The sequence below is a fragment of the Candidatus Rhabdochlamydia sp. W815 genome, from assembly GCF_018642185.1.
Lineage (GTDB): Bacteria > Chlamydiota > Chlamydiia > Chlamydiales > Rhabdochlamydiaceae > Rhabdochlamydia > Rhabdochlamydia oedothoracis.
On sequence record NZ_JAAVTY010000034.1, the window covers coordinates 1 to 12,632 of the forward strand.

At 34.8% G+C, this 12,632-nt stretch carries 12 protein-coding genes and 2 pseudogenes; 8 read left to right on the top strand and 6 right to left on the bottom strand.

Translation table 11 applies throughout. The features are described 5' to 3' along the window. Positions 1-295: 295 nt before the first annotated feature. The 5 genes and pseudogenes from RHOW815_RS03660 to RHOW815_RS03680 all read left to right on the top strand — a co-directional run. Positions 296-466 (top strand): annotated as a pseudogene (locus tag RHOW815_RS03660) (transposase); the annotation flags it as partial. A gap of 180 nt (positions 467-646) precedes the next feature. After that, entirely contained in the window at positions 647-1,528 is an 882-nt protein-coding gene (locus RHOW815_RS03665) for a metallophosphoesterase family protein (protein WP_215216996.1), read from the top strand. Beyond that, on the top strand, positions 1,521-1,928 hold the full coding sequence (locus RHOW815_RS03670) for a YkgJ family cysteine cluster protein (protein WP_215216997.1): 408 nt from the start codon (positions 1,521-1,523) through the stop codon (positions 1,926-1,928). Before RHOW815_RS03665 ends, RHOW815_RS03670 begins: the two co-directional genes overlap by 8 nt. Positions 1,929-1,942: 14 nt before the next feature. Next, positions 1,943-3,700, top strand: coding sequence for a phospho-sugar mutase (locus tag RHOW815_RS03675; protein ID WP_215216998.1), 1,758 nt, complete (start codon positions 1,943-1,945; stop codon positions 3,698-3,700). Continuing rightward, the gene (locus tag RHOW815_RS03680; RefSeq protein ID WP_215216999.1) at positions 3,697-4,476 is read left to right on the top strand and encodes an SDR family NAD(P)-dependent oxidoreductase; all 780 of its coding nucleotides are present in this window, start codon (positions 3,697-3,699) and stop codon (positions 4,474-4,476) included. Before RHOW815_RS03675 ends, RHOW815_RS03680 begins: the two co-directional genes overlap by 4 nt. A 134-nt stretch (positions 4,477-4,610) precedes the next feature. Here RHOW815_RS03680 and RHOW815_RS09030 read toward each other — a convergent pair whose 3' ends face one another. Both RHOW815_RS09030 and RHOW815_RS03690 read right to left on the bottom strand, forming a co-directional pair. Next, entirely contained in the window at positions 4,611-4,739 is a 129-nt protein-coding gene (locus RHOW815_RS09030) for a hypothetical protein (protein ID WP_215217007.1), read from the bottom strand. A 322-nt stretch (positions 4,740-5,061) separates the two neighbouring features. Beyond that, positions 5,062-7,197 carry an HD family phosphohydrolase gene (locus tag RHOW815_RS03690; protein WP_215217000.1) on the bottom strand — a complete coding sequence of 712 codons (2,136 nt, stop codon included), beginning with the start codon at positions 7,195-7,197 and terminating at the stop codon, positions 5,062-5,064. Between the two features lie 192 nt (positions 7,198-7,389). Between RHOW815_RS03690 and dnaX the strand changes: the two genes are divergently transcribed. Together dnaX and RHOW815_RS03700 are read left to right on the top strand one after the other, a co-directional pair. Continuing rightward, the gene (gene dnaX, locus RHOW815_RS03695) at positions 7,390-8,718 is read left to right on the top strand and encodes a DNA polymerase III subunit gamma/tau (protein WP_215217001.1); all 1,329 of its coding nucleotides are present in this window, start codon (positions 7,390-7,392) and stop codon (positions 8,716-8,718) included. Positions 8,719-8,723: 5 nt separating this feature from the next. Continuing rightward, entirely contained in the window at positions 8,724-9,008 is a 285-nt protein-coding gene (locus RHOW815_RS03700) for a YbaB/EbfC family nucleoid-associated protein (RefSeq protein ID WP_215217002.1), read from the top strand. Positions 9,009-9,205: 197 nt separating this feature from the next. Here RHOW815_RS03700 and RHOW815_RS08835 read toward each other — a convergent pair whose 3' ends face one another. The 4 genes and pseudogenes from RHOW815_RS08835 to RHOW815_RS03715 form a co-directional block, all read right to left on the bottom strand. Further along, positions 9,206-9,334 (bottom strand): hypothetical protein, encoded by a 129-nt coding sequence (locus RHOW815_RS08835; protein ID WP_256439906.1) that lies wholly within the window; start codon positions 9,332-9,334, stop codon positions 9,206-9,208. A 21-nt stretch (positions 9,335-9,355) separates the two neighbouring features. After that, positions 9,356-9,532 (bottom strand): transposase, encoded by a 177-nt coding sequence (locus RHOW815_RS09035; protein WP_215217003.1) that lies wholly within the window; start codon positions 9,530-9,532, stop codon positions 9,356-9,358. Positions 9,533-9,537: 5 nt separating this feature from the next. Then, a pseudogene (locus RHOW815_RS03710) lies at positions 9,538-9,741 on the bottom strand (helix-turn-helix domain-containing protein); the annotation flags it as partial. A gap of 290 nt (positions 9,742-10,031) precedes the next feature. After that, complete coding sequence (locus RHOW815_RS03715; RefSeq protein WP_215217005.1) at positions 10,032-10,358, bottom strand: DUF4277 domain-containing protein; 327 nt, start codon at positions 10,356-10,358, stop codon at positions 10,032-10,034. Positions 10,359-10,568: 210 nt separating this feature from the next. On the opposite strand from RHOW815_RS03715, the gene RHOW815_RS03720 reads away from it, so the two are divergent. Beyond that, positions 10,569-12,341 (top strand): peptide ABC transporter substrate-binding protein, encoded by a 1,773-nt coding sequence (locus RHOW815_RS03720; protein WP_215217006.1) that lies wholly within the window; start codon positions 10,569-10,571, stop codon positions 12,339-12,341. Positions 12,342-12,632 lie beyond the last annotated feature (291 nt).

The window sequence follows — 12,632 nt, forward strand, 5'->3', positions numbered from 1 at the left end:
TTAGATCCATTGAATAAGGTTTAGGCATTTCTCTACCTCCATATATTTTGTTGGAGAAAAATATACAACTTTATCAATAATATTTTAAATAACTATACATTGACTTAACAGATATATGCATACTCACTAGGTCTTTCAGAAATGCTATGGCCCTCATTTTGGCATCCATCCTATTGTTGAAGATCTTGCTACTGAGTCTTTAGATGTAACTATACTCGTTTGCATTCAAATTAAGAGTTTGAATGTATAAACATTTTTCTATCCACGCAAAAGAACGCTCTACAACCCCTTCTTGAGAAATACACTTCATACTTTTACAGTTATTCCTAGAAAATGGGTTGTAGAGCGTTCTTTTGCGTGGATAGAAAAATGTCGCAGGCTATAGAAAAATTGCGAAAGAAAACTACATACAAGCCTGAATATGGTGGTTCTCGCTTTTATCGCTCTACTTTTGAAAAGATTTTAAACAGGATCTTAGAAATATTTCTTGTATAGAGTAATTGGGGATTATTTATTGACTAAAACCCAAAACTGAGGTTCTTACACTTTTGCATAAAGAACATTGTGCGACAAGCCTTTTGCTCGTTTGTATATTTATAGAGAAGAATTCTCAGATCGGTTAATCTAATGACCAAAGTATTTTAGGATGATCACAATGGTTCGCTGCGCTCATATTTCAGATCTACATTTTGCAAAACCGTCTTGGAAAATCCATCAATTTTTTTCTAAGAGATGGATAGGAAATGTTAACTTCTATCTACGCAGACGCTCCCAATTTTGTTTTGAAAATATACAATCGCTCCCTTTGCTTTTTAAACAGTTAGGGGTTTCTAAGGTACTGATTACAGGAGATCTAACTACTACTTCTGATGAAAAAGAATTTTTAATGGCGCAAGCTTTTCTTCAAAGACTAGAGGAACAGGGCCTTTTAGTATTTCTTCTTCCTGGTAATCACGACCAATACACAAAAGCTGATTTTTCCCATAAAACCTATTATCGTTTTTTCCCCTCTTATTTTTCTGAATCTACATGTAACTTAAAAGACGATGGTCTAACAATCGTTGAAATAGAAAATAAATGGTCTGCTATTTTTTTAGATACCGCAATAGCTACGCCTCCTCTTGCGTGTCATGGTTTTTTTTCAATAGAACTAGAAAAGAGATTAAAACAAGCTTTAAAACAAATACCTAAAGATCACAGTATATTGATTTTAAATCATTTTCCTCTCATTTATAACGAAGCTCCTGAAAAAGGTCTTAAACGCTCAGAGGCTTTATGCGATCTCATTAAGGAGTTTCCTCGGGTTAATTTATATCTACATGGGCATACCCATCGCCATTGTATTGCAGATCTTAGACAAAGCGATTTACCTATTATCCTAGATAGCGGATCTATTATAGAAAAAAAAACGGGCTCTTGGAATCTCATTGAATTACATGAAAAGGAATTTTGGGTTGAGGGCTTTAAAATCATTAACAGCAAATGGCAACCTACTTCCCGCTCTTATTTTAAGGTTAATAATGTCTGAAAAATGGTATAAAGAAGGTCTACGTTTTCATTGTACAGGATGCGGTAAATGCTGCACAGGATCTCCTGGATATGTATGGGTAAGTGATAGCGAAGTGAAAGAAATCTCACAATTTTTACAAATAAGTTTTGAAGAATGCATAAAAAAATACACCCGTAAAGTGGTAGGGAGACTCTCGCTTTTAGAGGATTATCTAAGTTATGATTGTGTTTTTCTAAAAGATAAGAACTGTCAGATTTATTCTACTAGGCCTAAACAATGCCGCAAATTTCCTTGGTGGCTAGAAAACTTAAAAACAAAAAAAGATTGGGAAGAAGAGGCCATACGTTGTGAAGGAATAAACCATGTTGATGCGCCTTTGATCTCTTTTGGAGAAATAGAAAAACAAGTAGATTCTTAAAAAAGCGGTGATATATGGCAATTCCGGCAGATATTCAAAAACGTGCTGAGGTTTGGCTAAATAGCCCTTTTGATTCTGACACGCAAAACCAAGTGCGTTTGCTCATGCAAAAGCCCCAAGAGCTTATCGATGCCTTTTTTTGCGACCTTTCTTTTGGGACAGGAGGTATGCGAGGATTAATGGGAGTAGGGACCAACCGTCTAAACATCTATACTATTCAAAGAGCTACCCAAGGTTTAGCAAATTATGTAAATCAACAAAAAAAAACAGGAAAAGTTGTCATTGGTTTTGATAGTCGACATCATTCTAAAGAATTTGCAGAAGAAGCCGCAAAAGTACTTGCTGCTAATCAAATTCAAGTCTTTTTAATCCATGAATTAAGACCGACTCCTTATATTTCATTTGCTTGTCGTTTTGTGCAAGCAGATGCTGCTATTATGATTACCGCTTCTCACAATCCCGCTCAATACAACGGATATAAAGTCTATTGGAGCGATGGCGGTCAAGTTGTATCTCCACATGATATAGGTATCATGCAAGAAGTAGAAAAAATATCCCAACTTTCACAAATTCATTTAAGTGATTTTTCTAATCCAATCATCCAAAAAATTAATAATTCTTCAAATCAACTAGATCAACTAGATCAATTCTATTTACAAGCAATAGCCCCTCTGCAGGTCTTTCCCAAGCAAGACCATCAAATGGGTAAGAATTTGAAGATTACCTATACAAGCTTATACGGTACAGGTAGCACTATCGTGCCTCAAGCTTTAACACATTGGGGTTTTGATCAGGTCTATCTAGTCAAAGAACAGTGCCAACCTGATGGTTCTTTTCCCACTGTAGCTTTTCCAAATCCTGAGTATAAAGAAACATTTACAATGGGTCTGAAATATATGCTAGATACCAAGTCTGATCTTTTGATCGCAACAGATCCCGATGCAGATCGGATAGGGATTGCGATTTTACATCAAAATAAACCTATCCTATTGGATGGGAACCAAGTAGCAGCTATTTGCGCAGACTATCTTGCCCAAGTATTGAACTCAGAGAACAAAATGCCAGCTAGAGCAGCAATTGTTACAACTATTGTTTCAACGCAGCTCTTAAAAAGCATTGCAAAGCGCTATAAAATTGCCTATAGAGAAGTTCTTACTGGATTTAAATATATTGGCGAACTGATTCATAAATGGGAACAATCCCAAGAAGGCCCTCATTTTCTATTCGGTGCTGAAGAGTCTTACGGCTACTTAATCGGTACTCACGCAAGAGATAAAGATGCTATTGTCATGTCTTGTTTACTCGCAGAAATTGCGCTATATGCAAAAAAACAGAATCAAACCCTCCAAGATCGCTTAGAAAAGATTTATCAAACATATGGTCTTTTTCAAGAAAAGCAATTTTCTATAGATTTTGCACCTGGTAAAAAAGGCATGGAAAAAATTGAGAAAATTATGCAACAATTAAGACAAAACCCGCCTAAGACAATTGCAGCGATAGACGTGCTCTATATAGAAGATTATCAAAAAAGAATACGTTTTACCTTAGAGCTTAAGCAAGAAGAAGCCCTAGAGCTACCTCTTTCTAATGTATTAGTGTTTGGATTAAAAGATCAGAGTCGCTTAATTATACGCCCCTCTGGAACAGAGCCTAAAATAAAAATATATCTATCTACTCATTTAGATTCTTATTCTTCATTAGAACAAGGAATTAATCAATGTCAAACTCATTTACATACTTTACTAACTAATTTTAACCAGTTTATATTATGAATTATGATTTAGCTTTAGTCACTGGAGCTACATCTGGGCTAGGAAGAGCCTTATGTTATGCGTTAGCGCAAAGAAACATCTCTTTAATTGCAGTCGGTAGAAATATCCAAAAATTACAGCTTCTCGCTAAAAAAATACAAACACCGATTCGAATTGTGCAAGCAGATTTGAGCCAATTAAATCAAAGAACTTCTCTTTATGCACTGATTCAAGAGCTCTGCCCAGATCTTGTGATTAATAATGCAGGATTTGGTTTGTATGGCTCTGCTATAAAGCTACCCTTAAAACTATTGCAGGAAATGATCCAAGTAAATATACAGGCTGTTATGGAGTGTTCTATAGAAGCTACTTCAGCGTTAAAAAAAGCTAAAAAGCCCGGGTTGATCTTAAATATTTCATCAGCCGCTGCTTTTTTTTCCTATCCTAATTTTTCTGTATATGCAGCTAGCAAGGCATTTGTCTACCGTTTTTCAGAAGCTCTGGACATAGAGCTATCTGCTTATCATATTCGTGTACTTACCATATGTCCTGGACAAATAGCAACGGATTTTCGTAAAAAAGCCTCTCAGAACTTCCCTCAAAAACCAGATTATTTTACCCTATCTTGTGAAAAAGCAGTACGATTGATCATCAAACAAATAAGCCAAAAAAAAAGAGTAAAAATCATCGATCTAAGATATCGCTTGATGATTTTTTTAACTTACTTTATTCCTAAGAGCTTTCTACTGCCTCTTTTGCAAAGATCTTTAAGTAAAAGATATAGAAAAAATTCCTAAATCTTACTTCTTTAAACTCAAAGGTCCTGATCCAAAATGCGTAATTAGTAAAGCAGCGCCTAAATAAAGCGGCATTTTTCATAAACATCACTTGCTGCATGTCATGCATCATGAGATTTGAAATCGTCCAAAATTTATGCATCATATAAGTAAACAGGAACTAAAAAGATCACTAATAACCAAGCTCCGTAACGCGCTTTATAACCTAAAAGGATACTTAATCCCCCTACAAGAGCTAATAGTCCTGAAAAAGGAACAAGTATACTAGTTTGGCTTCAAATTAAGAATTTGAACCATATAAAAATCTTTAAGCAAAGAACAATACCTTATATGAAGGTAAAGAGATTTTTTTCAAAATACCAAGAATGTAATCCTTAATTTGAAATTAAACTAGTATAATACTTCTCTGGCGTCCTACCTTCTTAATAAGAAAAGATCCTCAGCTCCCACGTTTTTTATTTCAAGAAGAATAGATTTGTCTAATATAAGTCCACCTAGAAAAGTCCTTCTTTTCTGAGTCATATGGAAGAGAAAATAAACGCTTAAAAGTTCCTTAGACATTATATGTTTTTAAGAATCTGGAATCTAGTTTCTAGAGGGATATTTAATGCGCAGATGACGTGTAACAATTAAAGACTTAATGATCGCTCTTTTTACTTTTCCTAATTCTTCGAATGTTAATTGAGATTCATTAAATTGCCCATCCTCGGCTTTTTCGTCTATTAACTTATCAATCATATCGGTAATGGATTCTTCTGTAAGTTCTTCCATAGAACGAGAAGCTGCTTCTATTGTATCAGCAATCATAATGATTGCTGATTCTCTACTATGGGGTTTAGGGCCTGGGTAACGAAAAAGCTTTTCATTCACTTTATTCGCATCACTACCCATTTGTTCCATTTGTTTACAATAAAAATAGTAAACCATTGTTGTTCCATGATGCTCTCGAATAATATCGATAAATCCTTGCGGAAGATGGTATTTACGAGCTAATGCTTCCCCTTCTGGCACGTGAGCAATAATTACCTGCGTTGATTCCATGGGGGTGAGTAGTTGGTGGATATTAAATCCTCCAAATTGATTTTCTGTAAAATAATGAGGATTAAACAATTTGCCGATATCGTGATAGAGAGTAGCTACTCTGCAAAAAAGGCCGTTGGCGCCAATAGATCTAGCCCCCGCTTCTGCTAAATGCCCTACAACTAAACAATGCTGATATGTTCCCGGTGCTTCTAAACTCAAACGATGTAACAACTCATGATTAGGATCCATGTACTCCATTAAACTCATATCTGTTGTTATATGAAATAAGGTTTCTAAAATGGGTAATAGAGCAACCGTAAAAATAGCAATCGCGCATAAAAATACAAAACAACTCATTACATCTGGAATTAAATTAAAACCCCACAAGCCATTTCTATCTAAATTCAAGCCAATTATAGGTAGAAGAATAGATAACCAAACTTTGCCGAAAACAGAAAATATTTGCTTTCTCTTATGCAAATTATGCGTAAATAAAACTGTGGTAAGTATCGCAATAAAATTGATTAAGATAAAAGGTACATAATTTACGGCTAAAACAGCTGAAAATAAAGATAAAAGAAATAAAGAAAAGATCAAAGCTAGTTGGGTTTCAAACAAAATACATATTAATATAGAGGCAAAAGGCACTAGAATGGGAATACGGACAATTTCAATCAAATGATTTTCTTCAGATAGCAATAAATGTTCCACTAAAGAAGAAAAAATTAAAGTCAGAATAGAAACTAACACCAAAAGAGCTAATTTACGTACTGATTGTAAAATTTCATGATAGAAAATATTTAAAAATGCAATTAGTGAAATGAGCAAAGATAGTGCTATCAAAAAACTGCTTAACAATGTCTTAAAAGCCCATCGGTCTTGAGATTCTGCTAACGCATGCTTCATAGATTTCAACATTGTTAGGTGACGTTGAGAAACTCTTTCGCCTACCTTAATAATTTGACTTCCCGGTTCAATATGAGTATAGCGTGGAACAACTCGATCTTGAATACTATGTTTGATGCTGCGCTCTAGAGAAAGATCTTCTTGAAGAAGCCAAAACTGTTTAGAAAACTGTACAAGGATAAAATCAATTGCCTCTGAATTTAAATGACGAAGTTCCTTTAACCTCTCTTCTAATTTCTGCCAAAAGCGCTCAGGCACAAGCTGCTGCTCTTCTATATTTTCTTTAGCTAAAGAAAGAACAAAAATTCCTTTGGTAGGGATATCAAGCCCATGCATTTTATTTAAGGTTCGTTGATCGGTAAAATGCGCCTGAATCAAAATTTCTTCTAATCGATCCAAAACAGTATAAAGATTTTCAAAAGTGCTTTTACTTAATTTAGATCGCCAATTTGGATTTTGAATTAAAGAAAGTTCTAATTCTTTGCGATAGCTGCGAATTTGATTTTCATCTATGCGGTAGAAGGGGCTAATATCTCTTACAGCTTCCTGTTTTAGCATTCTTGTAGCTTCAAGATCTGGAAAATCAAAAGCGACTTGAGCGCTTATATAGCGAGGAGCTAGACTTCCAACTTCTGGTAAATCAATTAAAACTTCTCGGTTATTAATAAAAAAAGTCAAAGAAATGATCAAGAGTGAAAACAAGACAAGCCGCTTAACAAACTCATGGCCTTTAAACCATTTTTGCCATCCACGTAAATCTAATGAGTTTTCATCAATTTCTGCTTCTTGCATAAGGGGTTTAAGCGTTGAAAACTCCCTTTGAACTTATCTTTTCCATTATAACAGATTCTTAGCAATTAATAACTATCTTTTCTAGGGGTAAAAATTTTTTTGCAGATTCCCTTAATTTTTAAACGATCTCTTTGGCTTCTAAATGCTTTTTTTGTATGATAATAGAAGTATTGTTTATAGCTAGAGGATTTAGTGAGTATTTCTTATAGAAAATATCGACCGCAGCTTTTTGGAGATGTGCTTGGACAAGATGCAATTGTTACTACCTTAAAAAATGCTCTCTATAATTCAAGATTAGCCCATGCATATCTTTTTTGTGGGTTGCGGGGTACTGGGAAAACCTCTCTCTTACGGATTTTAGCAAAAGCGCTGAACTGCCAAAACCTTGCAGAATCTGAACCTTGTAACCAGTGTAATTCTTGTTTAGATATCTTAAACAATTGTTCTCTGGACGTATTGGAAATTGATGGAGCATCTCATAGAGGCATTGATGATATCCGTCAAATGAATGAGACAATTGGCTATGCTCCAACACACGGTAAATATAAAATATATATTATCGATGAAGTACATATGCTTACAAAAGAAGCTTTTAATGCCCTTCTTAAACCTCTTGAAGAACCTCCTTCTACTGTTAAATTCATCTTTGCTACTACAGAGCCGCATAAAGTTTTGCCAACTATTATTAGTCGCTGCCAACGGTTTGATCTTAATCGCATTTCTCCTGAATTAATTGTCAAAAAACTCAAACAAATTTTAGAAAACTTAGGAATTTCCAGTGAAGAAGAAGCTCTTTTCCTGATTTCTGAGTTATCTGATGGATCTCTACGCGACGCGGAATCTTTACTTGATCAACTCATCTGTTTTGACAACTCTTGCATTACTGTAAAAAATGCTACCTCTGCCTTTGCTTTAATTAATAAATCTATCTTTTTCAAGTTAGATAAGGCAGTAGAAGAATACGATCTTAAAGTTGCCTTTGAGCTATCTCATGATCTCTTTTCAAGTGGTAAAGACCTTTATTATTTCATTAACCAACTCCTCCAGCATTACCGTAATTTAATCCAATATAAGTTGGATCGTTTTCCTATTTGTTTATTTGGAAACCAGCACAGCAATTACAAAGCATCTGCTGCTTACTATACTTTAGAACAGTGCTTAGATGTTTTAGATTATCTGATTCATTGGCAGCAAATGATTAGTAAAATCTCTGTAAAACAAATCTTAGTTGAAACCATCTTGTTATATATCATTCGTTCTAAATACCGCATGCACTCTTCTACACTTGTGCAACGCCTTATTCAGTTAGAATCTAAATTATCTATACCAGCTATTTCTTCTTCTGAGCCATTAGATCCATTAATTAAACCAATAGAAAACATAACATCTCTACCTTCCCCCACTATTCAAGAACCAAAACCTACACCCGCATCTTTACCTTCTGCACATCAAAGCCGATATGATACCTTATTGCGATTTGCTGCTGTAGAACTAGAAGCTGTAATTAAAAAGGAGTCATAATTTATATGGGCAGTGGTTATTCAAAAGCAAAAAAACAAGCAAAGCTTATGGAACAGCAAATCGAAACAATGCGCCATGAGTTACAAAACAAAAAAGTAACAGGGACAAGCTCAGCTAATCTTGTTACAGTTGTGCTAAATGGAGAAAAAGAGCTTCTAGAAATAAACATTAAACCAGAGTGTTTAGATCCCAATGACCCTGAAGGATTGCAAGATTTAATCAAAGCAGCTTGTGAAAATGCCTATCAACAGTTATCTAGCGAATCAAGTTCTCTCCCTTTTGGTTTCTAATTTTTAAAGAACCAGTTGGTAATTTTTGCTATTTTTAATGCTAATCACCCAAAATGTGCCTATTGGGTCAATAGGAGATTACATGAAACATCAGGGCAAGAATCCTCAAAGTTAGAGTTTATAAATCAATCATTCCAGCTAAATGAAAAAATCATTTTTTTGAGTTTTTAATGACTTCGGTCTATAGTAGTGCCGATTCAAACGGCTAGCTTAATGGGATTTAAGTCAACGACTTGAAACTTGTCGTTAATCCTACATTTCAAAACATCTGTTATTTTCGGTATCTCTTCTAAGAAGAATCCTCTAATTGCCTGAAAAAAAGTCACCGACGTTTCGTAATATCGATTTTATACCGTCTTTTCCTTTAAGATCTTCCACAAGCGTTCAATAGGATTCAAATTCGGCGAATAAGGAGGGAGATAGTGCACTATAATTCGAGCCTCTGTCTGTTTTTCTAGCTTCTTGAAAAAATCGAGCATTGCATCGGCATCAACTGTCTTATATTCCTCTGTAAAAATCTTCATTCCTATCAGGCAAAATCAGGGTTTAAGGTCTCCTTTAAAGCCATATATTGTTCTATGAAAATTCGTTGTTTTTCAGGATCTAATTTCCCAGGAATCTTTTTAGGACGTTTATAAGCAAATCCGTGCTGTATTAGCCAATCTGTCATGCCACTTCGGGAATATTTTATCCCATATTGCTCATGCACATAAGCTATGATCCCTTTGACTTTAAGATAGGTCTTTTCCCTGTAGGTGTTTTAGTAGAGACTCTGTTTGGTCTTGTGAAAGTTTTGATTTGCTACCGCCTCGAGGGCTACTTCCAGTTTTATTTTCGGAATCATATTCTCTGAGGTATTCCTGAACAGTGATAGGACTTATCCGGAGTGTTTTAGCAAGATTTTTTGTTGAGATACCCTCATCATAAAATTACACAAAGCCTATTCCGTTCAGAATAGTCTTTTGGATGCTTTAACTTGTGTTCTAAGTCAGCTATCTGGCTAGCGGTCAGTTTTTTTCATGCTCAATAGCTTAACACAAAACAAAATATTTTTCTATCCGATTGAATCGGAACCACTATATCTTTGGCCTTAAGACCAACTCCTAGGAGCCTTTCTATTGGCTTGGATGCAAAAAATTGATGAGCTAAATACAATGTTCTATTCGTAAAACCCAGACCATTGATGATCATAACCACCGCTGCTATTCCTGGACTAACTTTCCTTTGAGGGCCTGATGGCAGACGATTGTCAATCCTTTCAGCAATTTTTAAGTCCTGACAAATGCCAGCCACTAAGCCATGGTGATCCATTACTGTCGTTTGAATTTCTCCTTCTGAAACCTCTACCATACCCCACCTCTTTGTTCAAAAAAGACGTAATAGCAAAAAAGGCTTAGCTAATTCCAAAAATATACGCTAGGGGGTAGGAATGTAGGTTTTAGAGGGGATAAAGATCAGAAATTGACAGAACTAACTTAAATTTTTTTTTTGTTGTTGTGGAATATGCATCTAAAAATTTATCTTTATAGATCTTACAATTAATCTTTAAGGATATTTAACATGAATCATAAGAATTCAAATAAAAACTTAACGGTTTTTTCTTGTATCATAAAAAAACTAAGACGTCTTGTCCTAAGAAATATATCCATTTTTGGGTTTATTACTGTTTGTATTGTCATGTTGACTTCTTCATTTACACTGATAAATAGGATTGTTATGCTTAATTTACATATGAAAACATCTCCTAAAACATTTGATCCCCGTAAAGCAGCAGATGTTTTTTCTTCTCAAGTGATTTTTTTGCTTTTTGAAGGACTTGTTAAACGATATCCTGATGGGTCCATTAAACTTGCTCAAGCTAAATCGTATAAAGTATCAGATAATAAGCTTACCCATACATTTACTTTAGGAGATAACCTTTGGTCTAATGGTGAGCCTGTTACCGCTTATGATTTTGAGCAGTCGTGGAAGGATACTCTTGATCCTAAGTTTCCTTCGATAGGATATCATCAATTTGAACCTATTAAAAATGCAAAAAAAGCTAAAGAAGGACTTGTTTCCCTAAACCAGGTAGGTATAAAAGCTCTAGATGAAAAAACCCTTGTGATTGAGCTAGAACACCCGACTCCTTATTTTCTTAAATTAATTTGTCTACCTTATTTTTATCCTGTAAATATTGAGCAAGATCGAAAAAATCCTAATTGGGTAATCCAAACAGGCACTCAATTTTTGTGTAATGGACCTTTTATATTGGAAAGCTTTAAGCAAGGGGATCAAATCGTTCTAAATGCTAATCCTCAATATAGAAAAATAGAGGATAACCACCCAGAAAAAATCGTATTTAATATCGTCGAAAGTGATCATGTAACATTAGAAATGTTTAAGAAAGGAAAAGTTGATATGATTGGTGACTCTTTAACGGATATTCCTTTAGAAGAGGTGTCTGAGCTAGAAAAAAAATGGACCTTTAACTCAGAGCCACAACCTTATTCTGTATTTATTTATCTCAATACAACCAAACAACCTTTTAATAATGCGAAGATTCGAAAAGCTTTTGCTTTAGCCATTAATCGCCAAGAATTACTAGGAATGTTGGGGAAAGGATATAAGAAAAATATTAAAACGAATTCCATCAATCTTGCTTATAAAACTGGTCTGTGCGCAACAGGTCTAGTAGCTCCTTGCTTAAAAGAAAATCGATGTTCCCAATTTTTCAAAGATAATGATGCGGCTCAAGCTAATATTTTGCTTAATGAAGGAATGGCTGAGCTGGGTATTACCAAAGAGGCTTTTAAATCACTGACTTTCCTTTATTGCTCCCGGGTTTATGGAGCAGACGAGATAGTACAAATTATTCAGCAGCAATTAGCAAAAACTTTTGGAATTTTTATAAAACTAGAAAAGCTAGATTTTAGCGTTGCTACAGATAGATTAAATAATGGTGACTATTCCATGTGCCTTGGTAGCTGGCTTGCTTTCTATGACGACCCAATAAATGTCCTTCAAAGGTTTAAGTATAAGAACTATAAAATGAATCGCACGGGTTGGGAAAATCCAAAATTTATCGAGCTAATCGATCGTTCTAATTATGAGGAAGGAGATAAGCGTTTACTGACTCTAGAAGAAGCAGAAAGAGTTATGATCAACGATATGCCAGTTATACCTTTGTACCACAGAAATTATATATATCTTATGAATCCAGAATTAGAGTTTAATGTCTCTCTATGGGGAGATAGATTGCTGTTTCCGCTATCCTCAGAACAAAAAGAAGTACAAAAAGAGAATAAACACGTAAAAAAGAAAAATTCTTATTTTTTTAAATTTACTAAGTAAAAGAGTTCTCTTGATAAATGACTTGATCCATGAATAGAAGGAATGCTTTTTATCTGTAAATAGTTTATCCATTTGAAGAAAATGTTCATTGAGGGCCGCTTGTAAGCGGGGCATTTTCCAAAAAAATGGGATCTCTTTTAAGAAGAATCACAACAAAAAAGTGGCCTTAAGGCCACTTTTGAAGTCTTAGAGTAAGCAGAGGGATCACTTGTTTTTTCTCATCCCCGGATGCTGATGTAAAAGTGATTGCAAGAGGCTTTCCTGATTTTTCTACCAGTAAATGCGATGTCA

What these genes read in the sequence shown, in the direction of transcription:
- RHOW815_RS03700 (WP_215217002.1), top strand. Translation starts at nt 8,724, where the DNA reads ATGGGCAGTGGTTATTCAAAAGCAAAAAAACAAGCAAAGCTTATGGAA.
- RHOW815_RS03675 (WP_215216998.1), top strand. Translation starts at nt 1,943, where the DNA reads ATGGCAATTCCGGCAGATATTCAAAAACGTGCTGAGGTTTGGCTAAAT.
- RHOW815_RS03720 (WP_215217006.1), top strand. Translation starts at nt 10,569, where the DNA reads ATGAATCATAAGAATTCAAATAAAAACTTAACGGTTTTTTCTTGTATC.
- RHOW815_RS03690 (WP_215217000.1), bottom strand. Translation starts at nt 7,197, where the DNA reads ATGCAAGAAGCAGAAATTGATGAAAACTCATTAGATTTACGTGGATGG.
- RHOW815_RS03715 (WP_215217005.1), bottom strand. Translation starts at nt 10,358, where the DNA reads ATGGTAGAGGTTTCAGAAGGAGAAATTCAAACGACAGTAATGGATCAC.
- RHOW815_RS03670 (WP_215216997.1), top strand. Translation starts at nt 1,521, where the DNA reads ATGTCTGAAAAATGGTATAAAGAAGGTCTACGTTTTCATTGTACAGGA.
- RHOW815_RS03680 (WP_215216999.1), top strand. Translation starts at nt 3,697, where the DNA reads ATGAATTATGATTTAGCTTTAGTCACTGGAGCTACATCTGGGCTAGGA.
- RHOW815_RS09035 (WP_215217003.1), bottom strand. Translation starts at nt 9,532, where the DNA reads ATGAAGATTTTTACAGAGGAATATAAGACAGTTGATGCCGATGCAATG.
- RHOW815_RS03665 (WP_215216996.1), top strand. Translation starts at nt 647, where the DNA reads ATGATCACAATGGTTCGCTGCGCTCATATTTCAGATCTACATTTTGCA.